This is a genomic window from Pseudomonas fluorescens, assembly GCF_902497855.1.
Taxonomy (GTDB): Bacteria; Pseudomonadota; Gammaproteobacteria; order Pseudomonadales; family Pseudomonadaceae; genus Aquipseudomonas; species Aquipseudomonas fluorescens_BI.
Genome location: NZ_CABVHU010000012.1, coordinates 96,879 through 122,945 on the forward strand (window position 1 = coordinate 96,879; position 26,067 = coordinate 122,945).

The following is a 26,067-nucleotide window of genomic DNA, read 5'->3' on the forward strand; positions in this document are numbered from 1 at the left end:
ATAAAGTGTTGATTTAATTGATAAATTTTTCAAAAAAATCTGAAAACCCGTGAAACGATGCATCCTGCAGGAACTTCAGACAGAAAAAAACCCGCGTGAGCGGGCTTTTCCGTGGTGACCTGGCGTTCAGCGTTCCAGGTAACCGAATATGGCGCAGCGGACGGGACTCGAACCCGCGACCCCCGGCGTGACAGGCCGGTATTCTAACCGACTGAACTACCGCTGCGCGTAACACTGAATGCGAATGGTGGGTGATGACGGGATCGAACCGCCGACATTCTGCTTGTAAGGCAGACGCTCTCCCAGCTGAGCTAATCACCCTTCACGTTCGGTGTGGCGCGCATTCTACGGAGCACCCCCACCTCTGGCAAGTACTTTTTTAAATAATTTTTGCAGGCCTTCCAAAGGCTTAGCTAAGGGTTGGCCTATGGCGCCGCGAAGAGAATAATGCCCCCCTTTGTATATAAGGAGAGACTCACCCCATGTGGTTCAAAAACCTGCTTCTCTATCGCCTGACCCAAGATCTGCCTGTTGATGCCGAGGCGTTGGAAGCTGCACTGGCCACCAAACTGGCGCGTCCATGTGCAAGCCAGGAGTTGACCACCTACGGTTTCGTCGCGCCGTTCGGCAAGGGCGAAGATGCACCGCTGGTACACGTCAGCGGTGACTTCCTGCTGATCAGCGCCCGCAAGGAAGAACGCATTCTGCCGGGCAGCGTCGTGCGCGACGCGGTGAAGGAAAAGGTCGAAGAAATCGAAGCCGAGCAAATGCGCAAGGTCTACAAGAAGGAACGCGACCAGATCAAGGATGAAATCATCCAGGCCTTCCTGCCGCGCGCCTTTATCCGTCGTTCGTCGACCTTCGCCGCCATCGCGCCGAAACAGGGCCTGATCCTGGTCAATTCGGCCAGCCCGAAACGCGCCGAAGACCTGCTGTCCACCCTGCGTGAAGTGATCGGTACGCTGCCGGTGCGCCCACTGACCGTGAAGATGTCCCCGACGGCGACCATGACGGAATGGGTCACCACCCAGAAAGCCGCGGACGACTTCTTCGTGCTGGACGAGTGCGAACTGCGTGACACCCATGAAGACGGTGGCATCGTGCGTTGCAAGCGCCAGGACCTGACCAGCGAAGAAATCCAGCTGCACCTGAGCACCGGCAAAGTGGTCACCCAGTTGTCGTTGGCCTGGCAAGACAAACTGTCGTTCGTCCTCGACGACAAGATGGTGGTCAAGCGCCTGAAGTTCGAAGACCTGCTGCAAGACCAGGCGGAACAGGACGGTGGCGAAGAAGCCCTGGGCCAACTGGATGCCAGCTTCACCCTGATGATGCTGACCTTCGGCGACTTCCTGCCGGCGCTGGTTGAAGCGCTGGGCGGGGAAGAGACTCCGCAGGGGATCTAAAAACAACGCGGCACCCCATGTAGGAGTTGGCTTGCCAGCGAAGAGGCCCTCAAGTCATGCGCAAGGCATGCTGACGCCTTCGCTGGCAAGCCAGCTCCTACAGAAACATAACTCCCATAACTAGGATCAGGCCATGCGCGCACTGGCTGCATTGAGTCGTTTTGTCGGCAACACCTTCGCTTACTGGGTACTGATTTTCGCCGTCGTGGCCTTCCTGCAACCGACGTGGTTCATCGGCCTCAAAGGCGCAATCGTCCCGCTGCTGGGGCTGGTGATGTTCGGCATGGGCCTGACCCTGAAGCTCGAAGACTTCGCCGAAGTCGCCCGCCATCCGTGGCGCGTGGCCCTGGGCGTGGTTGCCCATTTCGTGATCATGCCCGGTGTGGCGTGGTTGCTCTGCCAGGTGTTCCACCTGCCGCCGGAAATCGCTGTCGGTGTGATTCTGGTCGGTTGCTGCCCGAGCGGTACCTCGTCGAACGTGATGACCTGGCTGGCCCGCGGGGATCTGGCGCTGTCGGTCGCCATTGCCGCCGTCACCACCCTCCTCGCGCCGCTGCTGACCCCGGCATTGATCTGGCTGTTGGCCTCGGCGTGGTTGCCGGTGTCGTTCATGGAGCTGTTCTGGTCGATCCTGCAAGTGGTGCTGCTGCCGATCGTGCTCGGCGTGGTCGCCCAGCGTGTGCTCGGTGATCGGGTTCGCCATGCGGTGGAAGTGTTGCCGCTGGTGTCGGTGGTGAGCATCGTGATCATCGTCACCGCGGTGGTCGCCGCCAGCCAGGCGAAAATCGCCGAGTCCGGCCTGTTGATCATGGCCGTGGTGATGCTGCACAACAGCTTCGGCTACCTGCTGGGCTACTTCACCGGCCGGCTGTTCAAGTTGCCCCTGGCCCAGCGTAAATCCCTGGCGCTGGAGGTCGGCATGCAAAACTCCGGACTGGGTGCCGCCCTGGCCAGCGCGCACTTCTCCCCGCTGGCGGCAGTGCCCAGCGCGTTGTTCAGCGTCTGGCACAACATTTCCGGAGCGCTGCTCTCGACGTATTTCCGGCGGATGAGCGAGAAAGCAGACAGGGCAACAGCGGCCAAGGAAGCCACTGACTGATCCATAAACTTGATCCCCAGGTTAATAATGGGCACTATTCTGCGCAACGCGAGGACGACCTCGCGGCTCGATCGAGTCATTTTATCTGGGGACGACCCCGTCAATCGATGGAGGTCTCTCATGTCCTGGATCATTCTGTTTTTCGCCGGCCTGTTCGAAGTCGGCTGGGCCGTCGGCCTGAAGTACACTGACGGCTTCAGCCGCCCTCTCCCCACCGCATTGACCGTTGCCGCCATGGCCATCAGCCTGGGGCTGCTGGGCCTTGCCATGAAGGAATTGCCGCTGGGCACGGCCTATGCGATCTGGACGGGCGTGGGCGCCGTCGGGACCGTGATCGCCGGGATCATTCTGTTTGGCGAATCCATGGCGCTGTTCCGGCTGGCCAGCGTGGCGCTGATCATTGCCGGACTGGTGGGACTGAAAGTCAGCGCCTAGACATTTACAGCGGCCACTAAAAAGCCCGCTCCCCTGCCGATACGGACAGGAGCGCGGGCTTTTTCAATGCAGCGAATAACGGATCAGCTTTCCGCCAGCGCCATCCGCTCACGCATCACCGGGGCCCTCTCTGCATGCTCAAGCTGCATACAGCGCTCCAGGAACAGGAACATGTAGTCGTAGCTCTTGCAGACGGCCTGACGCAACTCCATTTGCAGGGACTTGCTTGGGTTCATGCCCGCCAGCGTGCAGATGATTTCCAGCGCTTCCCACGGATGGGCATCGTCATACTGGGCATGCATCTTCAGCCACTTCATGGCCCGCTTGCGATCTTCCTCGGGAAACGATGCCGCATAAACGCCACTGGAACAAACCAGCGCCGACCACTCTCCGGTCGCGCCTTCGATGGCGTAGTTGGTGGCGGCAATGGCAACGATCAGTGAATCCGCGGAACTGGTATGCCAGCACCAATGGCTCAGGGCATGCAGTTCCGGGGCAACCTGCTGCGCTTGCAGATCTTCCAGGCTGACACCGTGGGCACGGCTCCAGTGCACCCAGTAATCAGCGTGATTGAGTTCCACGCGAATATTACGCATCAGCCAGCGACGCGCCATGTCTTCGCCTGGATGGCGGGCAAAGCGAGTCTTGGTCAGGTTCTGTGCCATGTATAAAGCGAACTGTTCGACCACCGGCCAGCCACCAATCAGGTAGTGGCGCATGGTCTTTGCACTGAGCTTGTTATCACGCAGACGCTGGTACAGTTCGTGTTCGACAACCCGGCGCTTGCTCTCGCTGCAATCCTGGATCAGGCGCTGAGCCCAGGCGGGATAACTTGCAGCTTCCATGAGTGGTCCGGTTCTGTTGAATGTGTCGATCACTGTCGAGCTCCTTTTGATTGTGATTGTAAGGACCAGCGAGAGTTTCAGCGGAACGTGCCAGGCGCCTTGAACAACAAGGGCCGAGGCCGGGCAGGACGACGTTGCAGACTGTCGCAGGTAAACGGATGCGGGCGTTCAATCACATACCCTTGAGCGTAATCCACCCCGATCTCCAGCAATGCCTGCTCGATCTGGGGTGTCTCTACAAACTCGGCAATCGTGCGTTTACCCATGACATGACCGATGTGATTGATCACTTCGACCATGGCGCGGTTAATCGGGTCGTCCAGCATATCCTTTACGAAACTTCCGTCGATCTTCAGGAAGTCTACAGGCAAATGTTTCAAATACGCGAATGAAGACATTCCGGCGCAAAAATCATCCAGCGAAAAGTGGCAACCTAACCCCTTGAGTTCATTGATAAATTTTATTGCACTCCCAAGATTCGAAATGGCGCTCGTCTCTGTGATTTCAAAACAAATCATTTCAGGCGGAATCGCATACGTAACAAATTGTTCACGCAAGAAGTCGAGGAACGCCTCATCTCCGATCGTGGTGCCTGACAGATTGATCGCACACATCGCCAATGGACAGTTGCGCTTTTCAGCCCTGCATTGGGCAATGATCTTGAACACGTTCTCCACGACCCAGCGGTCAAGAGACGTCATCAGCCCATAACGTTCGGCAGCCGGAATAAAACTGTCGGGCAAAATCATCCGCCCGGCTTCGTCATGCAGGCGCAACAAAATTTCGATATGCCCGCTGCCCTGATCCGTAGGGCCGAGGGGCGCGATTTCCTGGGCGTATAAACAGAAGCGGTTGTCTTCCAGCGCCATGTGCAAGCGTTGCACCCAGGCCATCTCGCCAAAGCGCAGGGACAGTTCCGAATCGTCGGCATGATAGACCTGAACCCGATTGCGCCCCTTTTCCTTGGCCATGTAGCAGGCCATGTCCGCCGCGCGCAGAGAGGCTTCGAGGGTGGTCGGGCTCTGCGTGACATGCACCAGGCCGATACTCACCGTGGTCACGAAGGGCCGGCCTTTCCAGACGAAATGCAGGTTCTGTACGGTCTGGCGCAACACCTCGGCAATTTTCTCCGCGGCTTGCGGGGCACAGTTTTCCAGCAGGATGCCAAACTCGTCGCCCCCCAACCGGGCCAGGGTATCGCCCTCGCGCAGGCCCGACTGCAACAACGCACAGATATGACGCAGCAACTCGTCACCGGCCGCGTGACCGCAGGTATCGTTCACCAGTTTGAACTGATCCAGGTCGAGGAACATCAGCGCATGGCGTCCTGAGTGCCGCGTCAGGTTGTGCAGCGCCTGCTCCAGGCGATGCTCGAACTCGCGGCGGTTGGCCAGCCCGGTCAGGGCATCGTGAGTCGCCTGCCAGGACAGATTGGCGATGTATTGCCGTTCCTGGGTCATGTCGTGCAGTACCAGCACGGTGCCACTGACCTTGCCGGCATTGCGGATCGGCGCACCGACCAGGGTGACCGACACCGTGCTGCCGTCCAGGCGTTGAATCAATTTGGAATGTTCGCTGCCACCGCTGAGCTGTCCGCTCAAAATGTGCTCGATCAAGGTAAAACCGTCCGCCTGGGCGTTCTCATCCAGCAGATTGAACAGCGCCGCCAGGGGCAAACCTGTCGCCTGCTCGGCCTTCCAGTGCGTCAACGCCTCGGCGGCCGGGTTCATATAGGCGATCGCGCCTTCGACATCCGTGGTGATCACGCCATCGCCAATCGATTGCAGCGTGATCTGCGCCCGGTCTTTCTCCAGCTGCAGTGCGTCGGCGAACGCATGGCGCTGCTTGAGCAGCTTGTGGGTGCGCATCAGCGCCAGGACGATCAAGCCCAGGGCAGTGGCGAGATTGATCGCCAGCAACAGGCGCAGAATCACCCGCGAGCCTTCGCCCAAGGCGTCACTGAACGCTTTCGCCGCCGGCGTCACGCCATTATTGATGGCAAATATCTGCGCCTTCCAGCGCTTGATGTCGGCATCCGTGGCCTGATTGGCTATGACGCGCCGGTGCATCTGCTGCGCAACGTCGTCGAGTTGCACCAGGTAGGCGTCCCCCACTCGCCAGAGGTCGATGGCTTTTTCCAGGTAGCTGAAGTGGCGGAAGTTGAGGTACAGCCAGATCACACTGGAAACGTCATCCGGGTGGTTGCCACCCTTGAGAATCGCCACTCGCGCCGCTTCGATATCCGGTGGCTGATGATCCAGCGCCAGACGCAACTCGTGGCCTCCCTCAGGCACGGCAATGGCGCTCTCGTACTTGTGGAATATCGCCTCGTCACGACTGTCGGCGTAGAGGTTAAGGTAGTAGATGGCGTCTTTCTGGCCCTTGGACCACAGGCTTTCACCGGCAACGTAGCCGCGAACCGCGGAAAGCATGTACAGGCTGACGCCACCCAGCAGCGCCTGAAACACCACGACAGCGATAAAAGGCCAGACGATGCCCAACAACCGGGGCGTTCCGAGAGTCCGTGTCTGATTCATGAGGTCCCTTGCATTAGCACTGCCCGTTCGTCGTCCGGACGAAATCGCTACAGCCAGACTAGGATGGGTTCTCATTCTAGGCAAGCGGCACAACCCAAGGGCAGCATAGTAACCGCACTCCAGCGACGAGTTTCAGAGCGATGTGACGACGGCGGGAAAAATGCCCTGATTGTCCGGCGACACTGATCTAATGTTGCTGCAAATGCCCATAAAGCTTGGCGTACAACCCCCCATCGGCAATCAATTGCTGATGGTCGCCGTCCTCGGCAATTTGCCCGCCATCGAACACCAGCACCCGGTCCGCCTGCTTCACGGCCGACAACCGATGCGCAATGATCAAGGTGGTGCGGTTGCTCAGGAACCGCGCCATTGCCTGGTGCAGGTTGTATTCGGTGGCCGCGTCCAGGGCGGAGGTGGCCTCGTCGAGGATCACCACCTTGGGCTCGGCCAGCACCATCCGTGCAATCGCCAGGCGTTGGCGCTGCCCGCCGGACAAGCGCACGCCGGAGCGGCCGACAATACTGTCCAGGCCATTGGGCAATTCACGAATCGTGGCGTGCAGCTGGGCAATGTCCAGCGCCTGCCAGCACGCCTCGTCGCTGCGTTCGCGGCCCATGGTCAGGTTGGCGCGCACGGTGTCGTTGAACAGCGCCGGGTGCTGCAGGACCACGGCGACGTTTTCCCGCACGGTTTCCAGGCCGATCTCCTGCTGGGTCGAACCGCCGAAGCGGATGGTCCCGGCGAGCGGCGTGTAGAGGCCCAGCAACAGCTGCACCAGGGTGCTTTTGCCGCCACCGCTGGCGCCGACAATCGCGACCTTTTCGCCGGGGGCGATCGACAGGTTCATCTGATCCAGCACCAGCTCGTCACCGTAGCCGAAGCTCAATCCCTGGACTTCGATACCGACCGTTTCGCGACCGTTGAACGGGTCGACACCGCCCGGGTATTCAGGCTCGTCGGCCCGGGCCAGCAACTCATTGATCCGCGACAGTGCGCCACCGGCAGCGTAAAAGGCGTATTGCAGGTTCAGCAGTTGCTCCACCGGGCCGATCATGAACCACAGGTAGCTGAACACCGTCAGCATCTGCCCGATGGACAGGTCGGAAAACAGCACGGTGAGCATGGCGGCGGCACGGAAAATATCGATGCCGAACTGGAACAACAGGCCGCTGGCACGGTTCGACGCATCGGTTTTCCACTGCGAGCTCACCGCGTAGTCGCGCACTTCACGAGCCCGCTGGCCAAGGCGCCCGAGGAAAAAGCCCTGGCGGTTGCCGGCGCGCACTTCCTGGATCGAATCGAGGGTTTCGGTCAGTGCCTGGGTGAACCGCGAGGTACTGTCGTTCTCGAGTTTCTTCAGGTGCTTGACCCGCTTGCCCAACTGCACCGTGGCGTAGATCACCAGCGGGTTGAACAGCAGGATCAACAGCGCCAGTTTCCAATGCATCCACATCAGGATGCCCGCGGTGCCGACCAGGGTCAGCATGGCCACGAGGAAACGGCTGAGGGTTTCGCCGACGAATTTATCCAGGGTGTCGAGGTCGGTGACCAGGTGCGTGGTCACCGCGCCACTGCCCAGGCTTTCGTATTCACCCAGCGAAATGCGTTTGAGTCGTTCGATCAGGCGTACACGAATGCGGTACACGATGTCCTTGGCCAGCGCCGCGAACAGCTTCGCCTGCACCAAGTTGAACAGCAGTGCAGCGCAACGCAGGCCCAAGGTCACGAAAAGCATCAAGCCTATGTAGCCCGCGGCTTTCTGCCAGGCGTCGGGTAGCGCGTGGTTCATGATTTTCAGCGCGCTGTCGCCATGGCCCAGCAACACTTCGTCCACCAGCAGCGGCAGCAGCAAGGGGATCGGCACGCTGCACAGGGTCGCCAGCACGGCCACGCCGTTGGCGATCCACAGGGACTTTTTATGCTGAAGGGCCAGCCGCCGGATTTCCGCCCAGCTCAGTCGATCGACGCGCTTGGGGACTGGCGCGTCATCGGGCAGGTCATGCACAGGCCGCGCGCTCCAGCCAGCGGCCGAGCAATGGGGACAGCACACTCAGCGGCTGATAACCGTTGGTCAACAGCGCCAGCTGACCATCACGCTCGGCCAGCAAGGTCGGGAAACCGGCGATGCCCAGGTCCTGGACCCAGGTGAAATCGGCCGCCGTTGCAGCATGCTGATCCGCACGGTCGAACGCGGCGGCAAACTCGATGCGCGGCAGACCGGCCTGCTCCGCCAGTTCCACCAGCACGCTGGCATGGGTGACATCGCGCCCTTGCGCATAGAACGCGTGCTGAATCAGCCCGAGCAGTTTCCACGCGCAATCCGGCGCCAGGCTGCGTGCCGTCACCAGTGCCCGACACGCGGGCTCGGTGTCGTACACAAAACCCTCGGGCAATGCGCCTTCCTGCTTGAATGGCTGGCCGGTGGCTTCAGTCACCGCCTGCCAGTGTTCCAGGATATAACGCCGGGTCGTCGGTTCCAGCGCGGAGCCACTGCCGGTGCGCAAACCGCCGACCACCAGATGCACCTCCACCCCCGCTGCGCGCGCCTGCTCGACCAGCGCGTTGGCCACCGGGGCAAAGCCCCAGCACCAGGAACACATCGGGTCCATCACATAGAGCAGGCGTTGCGCAGACATGGTTCAGGCCTCTGAAGGGGTTTGCTTGTAGTTGTAGCCGATCGGGTGAGGCAGGTTGCGCGCCTTGGCCAGTTCGATCTGCTTTTGCCGGTCGATGGCACTGCGGCGGGTCTTCTCGCTCAGCTTATCCCAGCAATGCGGGCAACTGATGCCGGCCACGTAGTGCTCGGATGCGCGGTCGTCGACGCTGATCGGTGTGCGACAGGCATGACATTGATCGTAGTCGCCTTCGCTGAGGTCATGGCGTACGGTCACGCGGTTATCGAACACGAAGCAGTCGCCCTGCCATTTGGTTTCTTCCTGCGGTACCTCTTCCAGGTACTTCAGAATGCCGCCCTTGAGGTGATAGACCTCGTCGAAGCCCTGGCTGAGCATATAGCTCGAAGCCTTTTCACAACGAATGCCGCCGGTGCAGAACATCGCGACTTTCTTGTGCACGGCCGGGTCGAAATGGGCTTTGATGTAGTCGGGGAATTCGCGAAAACTGGTGGTCTTCGGGTCGATGGCGCCTTCGAACGTGCCGATCGAGACTTCGTAGTCGTTGCGGGTGTCGATCAACAGCACTTCGGGATCGCTGATCAAGGCGTTCCAGTTCTCTGGATCGACGTAGGTGCCGACCTTTTTGTTCGGGTCCACGCCTTCGACGCCGAGGGTGACGATTTCTTTCTTGAGTTTGACTTTGGTGCGATAGAACGGCTGGTCGTCGCAGTACGACTCTTTGTGGTCGATGTCGTCCATGCGTGGGTCGTTCTTGAGCCAGGCCATCAGCCCGTCAATGCCTTCGCGGCTGCCGGACACGGTGCCGTTGATGCCTTCTTCGGCGATCAGCAGCGTGCCTTTGATGCCGTTGTCGACCATCGCTTGCAGCAGTGGCTCGCGCAGGGCGACGTAATCTTCCAGGGTGACGAACTTATACAGTGCCGCCACGACAATCTGTTGTGTCATGGGTGATTCTCCAGGTGGCTACCCTCGTAAGGGGTGAACCGGATGCGAAAAAAAACGCGCCGGGTGAGCGGCGCGTTGCGGATTCTAGCAAAAATAACGTCATCGCTGTAGGAGCCAGGCTTGCCGGCGAACCAGGCGCTGCGGTGCAACTGCTGTACCGCATAATCGTTCTTCGCCGGCAAGCCTGGCTCCTACAGGGAGGGTGTATCAGGATTTGCTGCCGCCAGCACAGGTCGGCGAGGCCGGGGCCGCGTCGATCCGGGCCCATTCCTCTGGCGTGTAGGTATGCAACGCCAACGCATGGAACTCGCCCATCAGCTCGCCGAGCGTGCCGTAGACCTTCTGGTGACGCTTGACGCGGTTAAGCCCTTCGAACTGCGCGCTGACCACCACCGCCTTGAAGTGGGTCTGCAACCCACGGCTGTGCATGTGGCTTTCATCCAGCACTTGCAGGTGCTCGGGCTGTAACAGGCCCAGCGTCGATTCGATGCGTTGTTGCATGGTCATACCCAACTCCGCTTACGGCTTTTTCTTGGCTGGAGCGGCGCCTTTAGGCTCCAGCTCGGCCGTCATGTCAGCCAGCAGCTTGTTGACCACAGGCACGGCGCTTTCCAGCTTGGCCTGGGTCATCTGGGCCGATTGCTGGGTCAGCTGCGGCATTTTTTCCAGGACTTTCTTGCCCAGTGGCGACTTGTAGAACGCGACCAGGTCCTTGAGCTCGGATTCACTGAAGTTGGTGGTGTAGAGCTTGACCATGTCCGGCTTCAGCTTGTTCCAGCCAATGGCTTGGTCCAGCGCGGCGTTGGCTTTGGCCTGGTAGGTTTCCAGCAGGGCTTTTTTCGACTCGGGGGCTTTGGTCTGTTCAAAGCGCTGAGCGAACATTTGCTGCACTTGCATGTACACCGGAGTGCCCAATTTGTCAGCGTGCGCCAGGGTCAGGAAAGCCTCGGCACTGGCGTTGTGGCTGGCGGTATCGGCAAAAACAGGGCCGCTGGCGCAAACCAGTGCAACCGCGGTACAGATGGCACGAAGACGAGTCATCGAGTTTCCTTTTCTAGCAGGCGAGGTAAAACCCCAAGGGCGACCATTCTGCGCCTAAAAAACCGTGTGGCTCAACCCCAAGCCTTGTCGGGCCTGATTTAGAGGGGGTGAACGGTCAAATTCCAGACTGATGGAACCACAGCGATAGATCACGGCCTAAACTGCGCTATCAGACCAACAGGAGTGTGCATGATGAGCCGTATCGAAACCGACAGCCTTGGCCAGGTTGAAGTCCCGGATGAAGCCTACTGGGGCGCTCAGACGCAACGCTCGCTGATCAATTTCGCCATCGGCAACGAACGCATGCCGCTGGCGGTGCTGCATGCGCTGGCGCTGATCAAGAAAGCCGCGGCGCGGGTCAATGACCGCAACGGTGATCTGCCCGCCGACATCGCCCGGCTGATCGAACAGGCCGCCGATGAAGTGCTCGACGGCAGCCACGACGACCAGTTCCCGCTGGTGGTCTGGCAGACCGGCAGCGGCACCCAGAGCAACATGAACGTCAATGAAGTGATCGCCGGCCGTGCCAATGAACTGGCCGGCAACCCGCGCGGCGGCAAGACCCCGGTGCACCCCAACGATCACGTCAACCGCTCACAGAGCTCCAACGACTGCTTCCCCACTGCGATGCACATCGCCGCGGCCCAGGCCGTGCAGCAGCATTTGCTGCCGGCGATCAGCGAACTGTCCGGTGGGTTGGCCGAGTTATCCGCCCGGCACATGAAGCTGGTCAAGACCGGCCGCACCCACATGATGGACGCGACCCCCATCACCTTCGGCCAGGAACTGTCGGCGTTCATCGCGCAACTGGATTACGCGGAACGGGCGATCCGCAGCGCGCTGCCGGCCGTCTGCGAACTGGCACAAGGTGGCACCGCCGTCGGCACAGGGTTGAACTCGCCCCACGGATTTGGCGAAGCGATCGCCGCTGAACTGGCCGCCCTCTCCGGCCTGCCGTTCGTCACCGCACCGAACAAATTCGCCGCACTGGCTGGCCATGAGCCACTGACTACCCTGTCGGGCGCGCTGAAAACCCTCGCCGTCTCCCTGATGAAAATCGCCAACGACCTGCGCCTGCTGGGTTCCGGACCGCGTGCCGGTTTTGCCGAGGTGAAACTGCCGGCCAATGAACCGGGCAGTTCGATCATGCCCGGCAAGGTCAATCCGACCCAGTGCGAAGCGCTGTCGATGCTGGCTTGCCAGGTCATGGGCAACGACGTCGCCATCGGTTTTGCGGCGAGCCAGGGTCACCTGCAACTGAACGTGTTCAAACCGGTGATCATTCACAACCTGCTGCAATCGATCAGGCTGCTGGGGGATGGCTGCAGCAACTTCCAGCAGCATTGCATCGCTGGCCTGGAGCCGGATGCGGCGAAAATGGCCGAACATCTGGAACGCGGACTGATGCTGGTGACGGCGCTGAATCCGCATATCGGTTATGACAAATCGGCGGAGATTGCCAAGAAGGCGTACGGCGAAGGGCTGACCTTGCGGGAAGCGGCGTTGCAGTTGGGGTATCTGACCGATGAAGAGTTCGATGCGTGGGTGAGGCCGGAGAATATGCTGGAGGCCGGGGCCAAGGGCTGAGCCTCCACCGAACCCGATCATTCCCACGCTCTGCGTGGGAATGCTTCAATAGACGCACCGCGTCCGCTTCGGCAGGGACGCGGAGCGTCCCGGGCTGCATTCCCACGCAGAGCGTGGGAATGATCAACCTGCAGCCATCCGAACCCGCCGGGCCCTTAGCCCCGCCATCAACGAAGGCCCCAACGCCACCAGCGCCGACCCCAGCACCACCAGCACCGCCCCGCCATACCCCAGACCATTGATCGTCTCGGCATGCACATACTCCGGCCACAACCACGCCGCTACCGCCACCGCCGCAAAGGTCACCAACGGCGTGATCGCCAGGGTGGCACTCACTCGCGAAGCTTCCCAATGCGCCAACGCCTCGGCAAATGCGCCGTAGGCGATCAGGGTGTTCATGCAACACGCCAGCAGCAGCCAGCCTTGCAACGGACTGAGTTGCAGCGCCTCCAGCGGATGCACCCAGGGCGTCAGCAACAACCCGCAAAACAGGTAGATCACCATCATCACCTGGAACGAATTCCACACCGTCAGCAACTGCTTCTGCCCCAGGGCATAGAAGGTCCAGACGGTGGAGGCCAACAGCACCAACAGGACGCCGGCCGTATAGTCGGTCAGGGACGTGAACAACTCGACCAGCCGCTGGTTGAAAAACAGACCGAATCCGACCAGCAGCACCAGCAGACCAATCCCCTGCCCCACGCTGAACCGCTCCTTGAACACAAACAGGCTGGCAATCAGCAACATGATCGGGCCCATCTGCACCACCAGTTGCGCAGTGCCGGGGCTGAGCAGGTTCAACCCCATCAGGTACAACACGTAGTTGCCCACCAGACCGAGCACCGCCATCAACACCAGCCAGCCACCGCGCGGGCCGAGAACTTTGCGACTGGGCAGGCGCCGGGTCGCCGCCAGGATGATGAACAGGCACCCGCCGGATACCATCAGGCGAAACCAGGTCACCGTCACCGGATCCATCACCAGCAGCACTTGCTTGAGCTTGATCGGCAGGATTCCCCACAGCAACGCGGTCAACAAGGCCAGGAACAGACCATAAACCCAGCGACCCGATGAAATGTGCATGCAAACCCCGATGCCAATTGGCGAGAACCTCATTCTAGGCGCAGAGCCGCTCGGCACACAGGGACAGTTGTCCACTGGCCGCAAATGAAACTGTGCTGGTCGCAACATTCAAAGGGCGATAGGCCGTCGATCGGTTGGCAAGGCATGGCAAGGGGTTCGTGCATAAGCTCTCCCCAACGCCCCCCTACAGGAGATCGCCATGTACGGCATGCGCGCCGAGGACAATGCCCCCGCCACCCACTTTCGCAGTGACCGGATGTGTCGTGTGAACGGGGAGTTGTATTTCAGCACCCGGAAAAACACCCTGGAGGGGCCGTTTGAAGACATGGAGAAGGCTGAGGTACAGATTCAGGCTTATATAGAGCGGATGCTGATGTTGCGGATGAACCAGTAACCGCGGCGCCTGCATTCGCGAGCAGGCTCGCTCCCACATTGGATCTCTGTCGCACACCAGATCCCTGTGGGGGAGCCTGATCCCCCATTGGATCTCTGGTCGCACTTCATATCCTTATGGAAGAGCCTGATCCCCCATTGGATCTCTGGCTTACAACAGATCCCTGTGGGAGCGAGCCTGCTCGCGAAAGCGGTTGATCAGGTAATGGATCTTTCGAATCTAACGCACCGCTTCAAACAACCCGGTTGCCCCCATCCCCCCGCCCACGCACATGGTGACAATGCCGTAACGCAAACCGCGCCGCTGCAGCTCGCGCACCAGATGCCCCACCTGCCGCGAACCGGTCATGCCGAACGGGTGGCCGATGGAGATCGAGCCGCCATTGACGTTGTACTTCTCGTTATCGATCTCCAGCCGATTGCGGCTGTGCAGGCACTGGGACGCGAACGCCTCGTTGAGCTCCCACAGATCGATGTCGGCTATCTGCAAGCCCTTCGCCTTGAGCAACCTGGGCACCGAGAACACCGGGCCGATGCCCATTTCATCCGGCTCACACCCGGCCACGGCAAAGCCGCGGAAAAAGGCTTTCGGCTTCAGTCCCAGTTCCAGGGCTTTTTCCAGGCTCATCACCAGGGTCATGGAGGCGCCATCGGACAGTTGCGAAGAATTGCCGGCGGTCACCGAGCCGTCTTCGGCAAACACCGGTTTCAATCCGGCCAGGCTTTCCAGCGTGGTGTCCGGGCGGTTGCAGTCGTCGCGATCGACGATGCCGTCGAGAAGCTGCACTTGACCGGTGGCCTTGTCTTCAACCCGATACTTCACCGCCATGGGCACGATTTCATCGTCGAACAATCCGGCGGCCTGGGCCCGAGCGGTGCGTTGCTGGCTTTGCAGGGCGTACAGGTCCTGGTGTTCGCGGCTGACTTGGTAACGACGGGCGACGATTTCGGCGGTCTGGCCCATGGGGAAGTAGATGCCCGGCGTTTGCGCCTTGAGCAGCGGGTTGATCAGGTGGTCGGTGTTGACGCTTTTCATGGTCAGGCTGATGGACTCGACACCGCCGGCGACGATGATGTCGCTGCAACCCGAGGCGATCTGGTTGGCGGCGATGGCGATCGCCTGCAAGCCTGAGGAGCAGAATCGGTTGAGGGTCATGCCGGCACAGCCGACGCCCAAACCCGAGAGCACGGCGACATTGCGCCCGATGTTGTAGCCCTGGGCGCCTTCGTTGGAGCCGGCACCGACGATGCAATCCTCGACGCTGGCCGGGTCGATACCCGTGCGAGTCAATAAGGCGTCGACACAATGCGCCGCCATATCGTCCGGACGGGTCATGTTGAACTTGCCGCGAAAGGACTTGGCCAGACCAGTCCGCACGCTGTCGACGATCACCACTTCACGCATGGCATACCTCATTGTTGTTGTCGGTTTAGAGTGGACCGAGCATAAGCCCACCAAATGACCAACCGCGACAATCATTCACCCTGCGTATGCGCAACCATTGACTCACCCCTTGTTCTTTTTCGCCTTCTTGTCGGATTTCCTGAACGCTTCTTCCAGTGCCTGGTTGATGGTGCGCAACACCTTGATCCGGGCCCAGCGCTTGTCATTGGCCTCCACCAGGGTCCAGGGCGAGATCTCGGTGCTGGTGCGATCAACCATGTCGCCGACTGCGGTCCGATAGTCGTCCCACTTTTCCCGATTGCGCCAGTCATCTTCGGTGATCTTGAAGCGTTTGAACGGCGTCTGTTCCCGCTCCTCGAATCGCTCCATCTGCGTCTGTTTGTCGATGGCCAGCCAGAACTTGACCACGATCACTCCGGCATCGGCGACCTGCTCTTCGAAGTCGTTGATTTCACCGTAGGCGCGCAGCCAGTCCGCCGCGCTGCAAAAACCTTCGATGCGCTCCACCAGCACCCGGCCATACCAGGAGCGGTCGAACACGGTGAACTTGCCCCGCGCCGGAAGATGACGCCAGAACCGCCACATATACGGATGCGCCCGCTCCTCTTCGGTGGGCGCGGCGATCGGCACGATGCTGTACTGGCGCGGGTCCAGCGCCGCAGCGACCCGGCGGATGGCCCCGCCCTTGCCCGCCGCGTCATTGCCTTCAAACACGGCGACCAAGGCGTGACGGCGCATGCGTTTATCGCGCATCATCCCGGAGAGCCGCGCCTGCTCGGTGATCAACTGTTCTTCGTAATCGTCCTTGTCCAGATTCAGGCTCAAGTCCAGGCTGTCGAGCAGGTTCATCTGGTCGACGCTGCTGACCAACGGCGCGGCGCTGACTTTGTCCGGGTGAATTTGGGGGCGCTTCAGGGCGCCTTGCAGGCCCTCGAGCAGAATCATCCCCACCGCCAGGCTGCGATAGCGCGGGTCCATCCCGGCGATCACATGCCATGGTGCGTAGTCGCGGCTGGTGCGCCGCAGGATGCGTTCGCCGTACTTGACGAACTTGTCGTAGGTCTGCGACTGCTGCCAGTCCAGCGGGCTGATGCGCCAACTGTGCAAGGGATCGTCGGCCAAGGCCTTGAGCCGCGCGCGCATTTGTTTCCTGGAGAGGTGGAACCAGAACTTGAAGATCAGCGCGCCTTCGTCGCACAGCATCTTCTCCAGGCGCTCGGCGGCGTTGATGCCTTGATCGAGCCGCGGATCCTTGAACACGCCATGGACCCGGTCTTGCAGCATCTGGCTGTACCAGTTGCCGAAAAAGATCCCCATGCGGCCCTTGGCCGGGAGCATCCGCCAATAACGCCAGGCCGGTGGCCGCGCCAGCTCTTCGTCGGTCTGTTGATCGAAGGTACGGACCTCGATCAGGCGCGGGTCCATCCATTCGTTGAGCAGCTTGACCGTCTCGCCCTTGCCCGCGCCTTCGATGCCGTTGATCAGGACGATCACCGGAAAGCGCTTCTGCTGCTGCAGTTCGAACTGCGCCTCAAGCAACGCCTGGCGCAGCGCTGGCACTTCAGCGTCGTAGGTTTCTTTGTCGATGACGTGACCGATTTCAGCAGATTCGAACATGGACGGCTCCCTTCCCGGATTGAGCAAGACTAGCGGGTTGACCGCCTGAACACAGGACAAATTCATTTTCGAGACGGATATGAAACCTGTGGCGAGGGAGCTTGCTTGCTCGCCACAGTGCCATGGATCAGGCACCACCCCGGCGATCGGCTAGAATGGCCGCCTTGCCGTTACCGAGCCTGCCATGAAACCTGTATTGCCCCACGCCCAGCTCGACTGGGACGACCAAGGGCTCCCGCGTTCGCGGGTGTTCGACGATGTCTATTTTTCGGACAAGTCGGGCCTTGATGAAACCCGTTACGTCTTCCTCGAGCAAAACCATCTGCGTGAACGCTTCGCCGCGTTGCCGGTGGGCGGGAGGCTGGTGATCGGTGAGACCGGTTTCGGCACCGGATTGAATTTTCTCTGCGCCTGGCAGTTGTTCGAACAGCACGCGGTGGCGGGGGCGCGGTTGCATTTCGTGAGTGTCGAAAAGTATCCGCTGAGCCTGCCGGACCTGCAGCGGGCGCTAGCTTTGTGGCCCGAGCTCAAACCTTTTGCCGAGCAACTGCTGGCGCAGTATATGGCGATCCATCAAGGCTTCCAGCGGCTGATCCTGGACAACGGCCGGGTCGTCCTGACCTTGTTGATCGGTGATGCCCTGGAGCAATTGCCGCAGCTGGATGCACAGATCGACGCCTGGTTTCTCGACGGCTTCGCCCCGGCGAAAAACCCCGACATGTGGACCGCCGAACTGTTCGCCGAGCTGGCGCGCCTGGCCGCGCCAGGCTCGACCCTCAGCACCTTCACCAGCACCGGGTGGGTGCGCCGGTTGCTGAATGCCGCAGGCTTCAAGATGAAGCGCACCCCAGGCATCGGCCACAAATGGGAGATCCTGCGCGGCACCTTCCTCGGCTGGCCTGAACACGCCCTGGCTCCCGCCGTTGCCAAACCCTGGTTTGCCCGCCCGGCACCGCTGACCGGCGAGCGTCGGGCGCTGGTGATCGGCGCCGGCCTGGCCGGTTGCGCGACGGCCGCCAGCCTGGCTGCCCGGGGTTGGCACGTCAGTCTGCTGGAGCGTCACGATGCGCTGGCACAGGAAGCGTCGGGCAATCCCCAGGGCGTGCTGTATCTCAAGCTTTCGGCCCATGGCACGGCGTTGTCGCAATTGATCGTCAGCGGCTTTGGCTACACCCGACGCTTGCTTGAGCATTTGCAGCGTGGGGTGGACTGGGACGGTTGTGGCGTCCTGCAACTGGCGTTCAACGCCAAGGAAGCCGAGCGTCAGGCGCAACTGGCGGCGGCGTTTGCCGAGGACTTGCTGCACACACTGGATAAAGACCAGGCGCAATCACGCGCCGGTATCGGTCTGCAATGGGGTGGCCTGTTTTATCCCGAAGGTGGTTGGGTGCATCCGCCAGCCCTGTGCCAATGGCAAGCCGCGCACCGGAACATACGGATCCTGACGCATCACGATGTGCTTGAGCTGCGCCGAACGAATGGCCAGTGGCAAGCGTGGGATGGCGAAAAATTATTGGCCGAGGCACCCATAGCCGTGCTGGCCGGGGCCGCCGAGATCAAGCGTTTCACCTACAGCAGCGATCTGCCCCTCAAACGCATTCGCGGGCAGATCACCCGCCTGCCCCAAACAGCCGCCAGCCGGAGTCTGAACACGGTGGTCTGCGCCGAAGGTTACGTCGCGCCGGCACGGCTGGGCGAACATACCCTGGGTGCCAGTTTTGATTTCAGCAACGATGACCTTACACCGACAGTCGCCGAGCATGCCGGCAACTTGAAGATGCTCGAAGAAATATCCCACGACCTGGTGACACGACTCGGCGCGGACACCCTGCAACCGCAAATACTCGAGGGCCGTGCTGCTTTTCGCTGCACCAGCCCGGACTACCTGCCCATTGTCGGCCCGCTGGCTGACGGGCAGGCGTTTGCCGACGCCTACGGTGCCTTGGGCAAGGATGCCCGCAAAATCCCGGACACCCCTTGCCCATGGCTGGACGGCTTGTATGTCAACAGTGGCCACGGTTCGCGAGGGTTGATTACCGCCCCCCTGGCGGGCGAGTTGCTGGCCGCCTGGCTCGATGATGAACCCCTGCCACTGCCCAGGGCCGTGGCCGAGGCTTGTCATCCCAATCGCTTCGCCTTGCGTCGATTGATTCGAGGTAAAGCCCAGCCGCTCAATCCAGGATAAAACAGGTCTTCGCCTCCTCGGCCTTGATGGCTTCCTCTGTCAGCTTTTTCAACAGGCCGTTTTCAGCCTGCTGCTGCTCGGCCGCGATGCCATCGATCTGCGGGCGATATTGCGCGCCAAGCGTGACCTCGGTAGCAAACGCCGTCTCCAACCGCGTGTAGAAAGGCGCGACAAGGTCGTTGAATTGTTGACCATGATGCTCGCGCAAAAAATCGCCCCAGAATGTGCGGTTGCTTATGTAATCGAGAAGTTCGGGGGAAGCTTCTGCGGCTATGACCCGGTCGTACGCAACGTCCAGGTCTTCGGAGGTTACGCCGCTAGCCGAAGCAAACCGCATATGGCGGGGCTGGCCGACAAGGTCGAGTTTTTCCGCCAGGCCGCTGCGATAGGCTAATTCCACTTCAACCGGATCGAGCTTGGAATTGGCCTTGACCCGTTCCCGAGCGACCTTGGCAAGGTAATCCAGGCGGAACAGACGTCGTCCCAGGCTCAACAAGCGAGCCGCCTGATCGTGAGTGTTGACGGACTGGCGAACCACAGTGTCGATATCGACTGCCACCTCCAGATTACTGAAAATCGTCGCCGCAGCATCATCGCAATTGGCTTTCACCGCCAGCGACAGCAACTGATCGCGTAACGCCGAGTCGGTCTGCATCGCCCCAATCACACGCCAGACCCGGCGAGTCATGTCTTCGCGCACAAAGCGGCTATCCGCCGTGCGTCCAACCTCTGCCAGCAATTCAAAAAAACCCTTCGACCCGGGTTCGTTCTTCAACGCGATCCAGGTGCGATTGCGACCGGCATAGCTTGTCTCATCCGCTCGAGGCATCCAGAGGTCTCGAGCTACTTGATCATCGATCACTGCCGCATTGTTCAGGAAACCCATACCGACGCCTGTGCTGGCACGGTAGGCTTGCAGCTTTGCCTGGCTCGCCGTGGACAACGGGTTATGCCGCAGGTTGACCGTTTGAGCGAATCGTTTCGGGACATCGAACAGCCAGGCCGGCAACTCCCGAATCTCGTTGCCGTTCAGGTCCACCTTGTCCAGATTCGGCAATAGGGAAAGCCCCACAGGCAATTCCGTGGCGAAGGTATCGCTCAGGAACAACGAGCGCAGATGGAACATTTTGCTGACATCGGGGGTGGCCCCCAGTCGATTGCCGCTGAGCTCAAGCGTGCGTAAATTGCGCAGGTCGGCCAGCTTGCGCAACGTGTGTTCGGTCAGCGCCAGTTGATTGCCGTTCAGACTCAAGTGCTGAAGGTCGGGCATGTGCGACAGCACTTCAGGCAAGCGTGTCAGCCGATTACGGTCCAGCTTCAGACTGACTAGCCCCTTGAACGGTTTGAGGAAGTACGCCAGCTCATCGCCGGCCTCCATGTCCTTGATGGAAAGGCTGCGGACATGGGCAACATCCTCCTCGGTCAGTGTCGGCAGCTGCCCCACGGGGGTGCGCTCCAGCTTGAGCGAGGTCACCGGCTGACCGTGTGGCAATCCGGGGGGTGATACCCGACGCCAGCAGTTTTCGATGGCGTTGGCCACCTGGCGACGGCTGACACGCAGATCGTTGAGCGGCCCCAGCTTCTTCATTTGCGCCTCATCGTCGCGCCAGGTGCGCAGCACCCCGCTCAGTGTCTTAAGCTGTTGTTCAAGCGCCTCGATTCGATTAACCCGCGCCATTTCGGTACTGCCGGCTTCGTCGAGCAAGGATGAAACCTGGGCAGCAGTGAACAGCGGATACAGCTTTTTGACTTTGCGAATCAAGCCTTTGGCATGGGAACCCACAGCGGGTGGGTCTGCCTGGACACAGCTGCGAAGGTGTTCCGGTGCTTCACTGGGCTCATCCCGCAGCACTCGACCGGTGCGTTCCGGATTGCCGGTGGCGGCCGCCGACAGACGTTGTCGTAGCGTGGGCACATCGACGGTGGCGGTTCCGGAGAGACCCATGCGGGTGCGCCGGGCTGCGGGCAAGGCATGGAATATCGACGCCATGAGCGTTTCGCTGGTTTGAGTGGTTTGCAAAGTGCCACTGCCTCGGGTGACCTGATAGCCGGTGGACGTCTTGACGATCACCCCGCTCAACGGCGCATCGACTTTACCCACACTGTCCAGCAAGGTGCCGGTGGGTAAGCCCTGGCGCAGTTCCAGCCGATAACCGTCGTCCCAGCCTTGCACCCGATCCATCAGCCTGAGGGCCAGGGTATCGGTGTCGGCATTGGCCAGTTGCGGTAGATGCAAACCCGTCAGCGCACGGTCGAGCCTTATCGCGGACTGCGCTTGCGCGACCTGCTGCGCCAACCCCATGCCCGGAAATCTGCGGTCACGAAGAAAACTGCGGTCCCTGCCGGAGGCGCTATCCAGCAGCTCCTGACACACTCGGATGGGCACGTCGGCGGCGTATTCACGCAGTGTCGCCACATCGCCGGTCGCCTCGCCATCATAGGTTTTATAGAGCCACTCCAGCAGCGGCCGGCGATCACTGTTCAAGGTGCCGGCGATTTTAGTCGCCAGCAGCCCTGGCTTCGACCCGGTCGTCGTGGAACCGACGATCGCTGCGACTTCTTTTGCGTCGAGGCCACCGATGACGGTATCAAGCAGCTGTCCCGCGCTCAGCTGCGCCTGAGACACCTGCACAGGCTTGACGTCCTCACCACGCGGCACCGTCTTCGGGAAGCGGGATACGACCAGATTTTTTTCATCGCGCACTTCAATGAAGCGCTTTGCGGACCAGCCGGGCAGCCGGGGCAGTGTATGCAGTTGCTCTTGTACAAAATCCGTATTCGCGGTCTCTCCCCGTTCCATTGCCGCGATCAGGTCGGTGATGCGCCGGTTCAGCCTGAAGCGCTCGATACAATCATTAAGCCGCTGCGGCAGCTTGTGGTTGCTTTCATGCAGTCGGTACAGCTCGGCAGGCGTGATCCCGGTGATGTCGGCCGCGTGCGACAGCTCGTCATGGGAGAAACTGCTCAAACGTGGCGCCGTTCGTTTCAATGCATATCCGTTGTCGGGCCATTCATGCGCATGCTCATGGACATGTCGCCAGCCACCTTCGACGTTTTGCTCGATGGCAGGCTCGAATGCATCCTGGCGCACGGGATGCTTTATCTGCCACGCTTGTTTCGCAACATTGTGGGAGACGCGGTAGGCCGCATCATCCATGACGATTGAGCTGTGTTCGCCGTCCTTGTAGATCCCCTGCGCATCAGGCAGCAACGTTTCTGGCAATGGGGAGGTCTGCTTATAGGGTCGAAGGTCGGGTTTCCACAGTTTTGACGTGCCATCAGCGCGGGTCACCGCTTCGAAGCCGTCAAAAAACGCCGCCTGCTCTTTCACACCACGACGGAAGGCGGCCGACGCCAGCTTGCCGCCCGCCGCAAATGCCGCCATCTGCGCAACGTTTTCGACAACATTGAGCACATGCGACAACGCCTTGTTCCGCTCGCCGTGCGTCCAGTCCTCCACCCCTTCATACACCTCGCTGACGATGTCGATGACAGCGACAGCGGCCATCAATTGACCCAGCACCGGCACGAAAAATGAGGCAGCGTTCAACAACAACAGGCCTCCATCGAGCAATCTCTGAATGGTTTTCTGCCGCTGAGCCTCATCGACGTCTGCGGTCGGGACCGCGAGGACTCGCGCATCCCGTTGGGTTTTGCTGATAAAAGCGCCAAAGAAAAAATCGGCAAGGCACGCCGCTGGCGTAGCGGTCAGCGTGCCCAGGATCTTGTCTTCGTCAAACGCGCTGAAAAAATCGGTTTGATCATGGCCGGGAAGGAATTGGCCGGCGAAGAATGTTCTGTAGCTTTTGATTTGCAGCTGCAGTGCAAGGTAGGACTTGAAGTCATCCAGGGAGGCGTACTCATACAACGGCCGCCCGGGGTCGTTCGGCAGGTAAACCACGCACTTGGCTTGCGGCTCGGTGTCGATAGAGGCGTTAGTGAATATCAGCGCCCCACAGACGCAGGCGTCATGAATCATCAAGCCTTGCCAGATCACCGGTTTGCCGTCGAAAACCGCGTCCTTGGTTTGTGCTGCCGGGAGATCCTGTGCGATCACGCTCAGCAGCATCGGGTAAACAGCGGCACCAATGTGCTTTTTCAAGTAAGCGATGTGTACCGCGACTTGCAAATCCAGCAACTTCAAACGCCGGATGTCAGCGCCGGAGGCACGATTGGCGTCAGGCCCGTTCGGTAATGCCATCGTCGTGGCGATGTGTTGCTGATAGCGGGCGCCGAGGTCGAGTTTGCGACAGAGCGTCGCGAATTTCGTCGGGGTCATTGCAGTACCCGACTGGGGTTGCGCATCGATCCGAATCAATGAGTCTTCAGGAAGACCGCCACTTTGAGCTTCGCCGGAGGTGAAGTTCTCCATGGCCGCGTGCAGCAGGCTCCGAGACGAAACAGTTTCCATTACTCGGTAGTCGGTCGGGAACAGTCCTGTTGCCGGGATCGTTTTCTTGATGATGTCCAGGGTGTCGCGCTCAACATCGAAATCGACCGTCCATTTCTCCTTGAGCACGCGGGTGAGCTGTTCCTTGCAGAACACATCCAGCGGCTTGAGCGCTTCGAGTACCGCTGCGGCCTTGGCGTAGGTCAGTTCGCGCTGTTCGAACGATGCTTTCAAAGCCTGGACGACAGTCAGATCGGCGCCGGCCAACCAGTCGGGCATGGACTGCTGCAGAACCTGCGCCTTGTCCAGGTCAGCGGTATGTTCCACCAACGCTTCGGTGCGCTGCGCGGGCGTAAATGGCACGACCGAAGGCGTTACCTTGGGTGTAGATGACATGAGCAATATCCTTATTGCATTCAGATGCGTCCATTCTGGTGCGTTGGAAAAGCAAATGATAATTCGGATATCGGGTCGGATTTCAGGGTATCCGAACAACTACTCCTATGGATCGCAGCACTATTTACCACCACTCCGATTCACGGTTCTGTTATCCGCCATTCGTCCGGGAACTCCCTCTTATAACTTATCGATCTAAAACTACCGGTAATCACACGGGTCAGTTTCTGAGTACCCGCATTTTTTGCGTGGTATCGCTTGACCCTCCCCAACGGAAAAACCGGTAAGGACTTTATGTGCGGATTAGCTGGCGAGTTACGCTTTGATCATCAACCTGCGGACCTTGCAGCCGTTGAACGAATCACCCATCACCTGGCCCCTCGCGGCCCTGACGCATGGGGCTTCCAGGCCCAAGGGCCGATAGCCCTGGGCCATCGGCGCCTGAAAATCATGGACCTGTCGGACGGCTCGGCGCAGCCGATGGTCGACAACCAACTGGGCTTGTCCTTGGCCTTCAACGGCGCCATCTACAACTACCCGGAACTGCGAACCGAGCTGGAAAGCCTGGGCTACGCCTTCTATTCCGGCGGTGACACCGAAGTGCTGCTCAAGGGCTATCACGCCTGGGGCGAAGCATTGCTGCCCAAGCTCAATGGCATGTTCGCCTTCGCCATCTGGGAGCGCGATGCCAAACGCCTGTTCATCGCCCGTGACCGTCTGGGCGTGAAGCCGCTGTACCTGTCGCGCACCGGCCAACGCCTGCGCTTCGCCTCGTCCCTGCCGGCGTTGCTCAAGGGCGGCGACATCAACCCGATCCTCGATCCGGTGGCGCTCAACCATTATCTGAACTTCCACGCCGTGGTCCCGGCGCCGCGCACCTTGCTGGCGGGCATCGAAAAACTGCCACCGGCGACCTGGATGCGCATCGAAGCGGACGGTACCACCGAGCAGAAAACCTGGTGGACCCTGCCTTACGGCCCCCACGCCGACGAGATGGACCTGACCCTCGAAGACTGGCGCGACCGGGTGCTCGACAGCACCCGCGATGCGGTGGCGATCCGTCAACGGGCGGCGGTCGATGTCGGCGTGCTGCTGTCCGGCGGTGTCGATTCGAGCATGCTGGTCGGGCTGTTGCGGGAAGTCGGCGTGGAAAACCTGTCGACCTTTTCCATCGGTTTCCAGGATGCCGGCGGCGAGCGCGGCGACGAGTTCCAGTATTCGGACCTGATCGCCAAGCACTACAACACGCAGCACCATCAACTGCGCATCGACGAAAAAGAGATCATCGAGCAACTGCCCGCAGCGTTCCGTGCGATGAGCGAGCCGATGGTCAGCCACGACTGCATCGCCTTCTACCTGTTGTCCAGGGAAGTGGCCAAGCACTGCAAGGTGGTGCAGAGCGGCCAGGGCGCAGACGAACTGTTTGCCGGTTACCACTGGTATCCGCAAGTCGACGGCGCCGCCGATCCATACGCCGCCTATCGCGATGCGTTTTTCGACCGCAGCTACGACGACTACGCCGCCACCGTGCAGCCGAAATGGTTGACCGCCAATGACGCTGCGGGTGACTTCGTCAAAGAACATTTCGCCCAGCCCGGCGCTGATGCAGCGGTGGACAAGGCCTTGCGCCTGGACAGCACGGTGATGCTGGTGGACGACCCGGTCAAACGCGTCGACAACATGACCATGGCCTGGGGCCTGGAAGCGCGCACGCCGTTCCTCGACTACCGCCTGGTGGAATTGTCGGCCCGGGTGCCGGGCAAATTCAAATTGCCGGACGGCGGCAAGCAAGTCTTGAAGGAAGCGGCGCGGCTGGTGATTCCCAGTGAAGTAATCGACCGCAAAAAAGGTTATTTCCCGGTCCCTGGCCTGAAGCACTTGCAGGGCGACACGCTGAACTGGGTGCGTGAACTGCTGCTCGATCCCAGCCAGGATCGCGGCCTGTTCAAGCCGCAGATGCTCGATCGCCTGCTAACCGATCCGCAAGGACAGTTGACCCCGTTGCGCGGCTCCAAGCTGTGGCAATTGGCGGCCCTGAACCTGTGGCTCAGTGAACAAGGAATCTGATCG

At 60.5% G+C, this 26,067-nt stretch carries 19 protein-coding genes, 2 tRNA genes and 1 pseudogene; 7 read left to right on the forward strand and 15 right to left on the reverse strand.

What is annotated here, in order from left to right; all coding sequences use genetic code 11:
* Positions 1-149: 149 nt before the first annotated feature.
* Both F8N96_RS22855 and F8N96_RS22860 read right to left on the reverse strand, forming a co-directional pair.
* Positions 150-226, reverse strand: a tRNA-Asp gene (locus F8N96_RS22855).
* Positions 227-245: 19 nt separating this feature from the next.
* Positions 246-321 (reverse strand) — tRNA-Val (locus F8N96_RS22860).
* A gap of 161 nt (positions 322-482) precedes the next feature.
* On the opposite strand from F8N96_RS22860, the gene rdgC reads away from it, so the two are divergent.
* The 3 genes from rdgC (at position 483) to sugE (ending at position 2,937) form a co-directional block, all read left to right on the forward strand.
* Positions 483-1,403, forward strand: coding sequence for a recombination-associated protein RdgC (gene rdgC / locus F8N96_RS22865; protein ID WP_150799741.1), 921 nt, complete (start codon positions 483-485; stop codon positions 1,401-1,403).
* A gap of 133 nt (positions 1,404-1,536) precedes the next feature.
* On the forward strand, positions 1,537-2,502 hold the full coding sequence (locus tag F8N96_RS22870; RefSeq protein WP_150799742.1) for a bile acid:sodium symporter family protein: 966 nt from the start codon (positions 1,537-1,539) through the stop codon (positions 2,500-2,502).
* 120 nt (positions 2,503-2,622) lie between these two features.
* Complete coding sequence (sugE, locus tag F8N96_RS22875) at positions 2,623-2,937, forward strand: quaternary ammonium compound efflux SMR transporter SugE (protein ID WP_027922462.1); 315 nt, start codon at positions 2,623-2,625, stop codon at positions 2,935-2,937.
* Between the two features lie 83 nt (positions 2,938-3,020).
* Here the strand turns inward: sugE and F8N96_RS22880 are convergent, their stop codons facing one another.
* From F8N96_RS22880 to F8N96_RS22915, 8 genes are all read right to left on the reverse strand, one after another.
* On the reverse strand, positions 3,021-3,782 hold the full coding sequence (locus tag F8N96_RS22880) for a TenA family transcriptional regulator (RefSeq protein ID WP_412071822.1): 762 nt from the start codon (positions 3,780-3,782) through the stop codon (positions 3,021-3,023).
* Between the two features lie 77 nt (positions 3,783-3,859).
* Positions 3,860-6,319: an EAL domain-containing protein gene (locus F8N96_RS22885; protein ID WP_150799744.1), complete on the reverse strand. Its 2,460-nt coding sequence runs from the start codon at positions 6,317-6,319 to the stop codon at positions 3,860-3,862.
* 187 nt (positions 6,320-6,506) lie between these two features.
* Entirely contained in the window at positions 6,507-8,324 is a 1,818-nt protein-coding gene (locus tag F8N96_RS22890) for an ABC transporter ATP-binding protein (protein WP_150799745.1), read from the reverse strand.
* A complete protein-coding gene (locus F8N96_RS22895; protein WP_150799746.1) occupies positions 8,317-8,955 on the reverse strand; it encodes a DsbA family protein in 639 nt (212 codons plus the stop codon). Before F8N96_RS22895 ends, F8N96_RS22890 begins: the two co-directional genes overlap by 8 nt.
* 3 nt (positions 8,956-8,958) lie before the next feature.
* Positions 8,959-9,900: a rhodanese-related sulfurtransferase gene (locus F8N96_RS22900; protein WP_150799747.1), complete on the reverse strand. Its 942-nt coding sequence runs from the start codon at positions 9,898-9,900 to the stop codon at positions 8,959-8,961.
* Complete coding sequence (locus tag F8N96_RS35110) at positions 9,897-10,082, reverse strand: hypothetical protein (protein WP_191630737.1); 186 nt, start codon at positions 10,080-10,082, stop codon at positions 9,897-9,899. Before F8N96_RS35110 ends, F8N96_RS22900 begins: the two co-directional genes overlap by 4 nt.
* A 25-nt stretch (positions 10,083-10,107) precedes the next feature.
* Positions 10,108-10,407 (reverse strand): BolA family protein, encoded by a 300-nt coding sequence (locus F8N96_RS22910; protein ID WP_150799748.1) that lies wholly within the window; start codon positions 10,405-10,407, stop codon positions 10,108-10,110.
* Positions 10,408-10,419: 12 nt separating this feature from the next.
* Positions 10,420-10,941 (reverse strand): DUF2059 domain-containing protein, encoded by a 522-nt coding sequence (locus F8N96_RS22915; protein ID WP_064676461.1) that lies wholly within the window; start codon positions 10,939-10,941, stop codon positions 10,420-10,422.
* 192 nt (positions 10,942-11,133) lie between these two features.
* On the opposite strand from F8N96_RS22915, the gene F8N96_RS22920 reads away from it, so the two are divergent.
* A complete protein-coding gene (locus F8N96_RS22920) occupies positions 11,134-12,528 on the forward strand; it encodes a class II fumarate hydratase (RefSeq protein ID WP_150799749.1) in 1,395 nt (464 codons plus the stop codon).
* Positions 12,529-12,651: 123 nt separating this feature from the next.
* On the opposite strand, the gene F8N96_RS22925 is transcribed toward F8N96_RS22920, so the two are convergent.
* Positions 12,652-13,611, reverse strand: a complete 960-nt coding sequence (locus tag F8N96_RS22925) for a DMT family transporter (RefSeq protein WP_150799750.1) — start codon at positions 13,609-13,611, stop codon at positions 12,652-12,654.
* Between the two features lie 199 nt (positions 13,612-13,810).
* On the opposite strand from F8N96_RS22925, the gene F8N96_RS22930 reads away from it, so the two are divergent.
* Positions 13,811-14,005, forward strand: a complete 195-nt coding sequence (locus F8N96_RS22930) for a DUF6316 family protein (protein WP_150799751.1) — start codon at positions 13,811-13,813, stop codon at positions 14,003-14,005.
* A 219-nt stretch (positions 14,006-14,224) separates the two neighbouring features.
* Here F8N96_RS22930 and F8N96_RS22935 read toward each other — a convergent pair whose 3' ends face one another.
* Both F8N96_RS22935 and pap read right to left on the reverse strand, forming a co-directional pair.
* A complete protein-coding gene (locus tag F8N96_RS22935; RefSeq protein ID WP_150799752.1) occupies positions 14,225-15,409 on the reverse strand; it encodes a thiolase family protein in 1,185 nt (394 codons plus the stop codon).
* 102 nt (positions 15,410-15,511) lie between these two features.
* On the reverse strand, positions 15,512-17,026 hold the full coding sequence (gene pap / locus F8N96_RS22940) for a polyphosphate:AMP phosphotransferase (RefSeq protein WP_150799753.1): 1,515 nt from the start codon (positions 17,024-17,026) through the stop codon (positions 15,512-15,514).
* Between the two features lie 184 nt (positions 17,027-17,210).
* On the opposite strand from pap, the gene mnmC reads away from it, so the two are divergent.
* Complete coding sequence (gene mnmC, locus F8N96_RS22945; protein ID WP_150799754.1) at positions 17,211-19,211, forward strand: bifunctional tRNA (5-methylaminomethyl-2-thiouridine)(34)-methyltransferase MnmD/FAD-dependent 5-carboxymethylaminomethyl-2-thiouridine(34) oxidoreductase MnmC; 2,001 nt, start codon at positions 17,211-17,213, stop codon at positions 19,209-19,211.
* Here mnmC and F8N96_RS22950 read toward each other — a convergent pair.
* Positions 19,198-22,764 (reverse strand): NEL-type E3 ubiquitin ligase domain-containing protein, encoded by a 3,567-nt coding sequence (locus tag F8N96_RS22950; RefSeq protein WP_224794119.1) that lies wholly within the window; start codon positions 22,762-22,764, stop codon positions 19,198-19,200. The two genes, mnmC and F8N96_RS22950, sit on opposite strands and share 14 nt — an antisense overlap.
* A 282-nt stretch (positions 22,765-23,046) precedes the next feature.
* A pseudogene (locus tag F8N96_RS35895) lies at positions 23,047-23,997 on the reverse strand (dermonecrotic toxin domain-containing protein); the annotation flags it as partial.
* Between the two features lie 294 nt (positions 23,998-24,291).
* On the opposite strand from F8N96_RS35895, the gene F8N96_RS22955 reads away from it, so the two are divergent.
* Positions 24,292-26,064: an N-acetylglutaminylglutamine amidotransferase gene (locus F8N96_RS22955; RefSeq protein ID WP_150799756.1), complete on the forward strand. Its 1,773-nt coding sequence runs from the start codon at positions 24,292-24,294 to the stop codon at positions 26,062-26,064.
* The last annotated feature ends 3 nt before the right edge of the window (positions 26,065-26,067 follow it).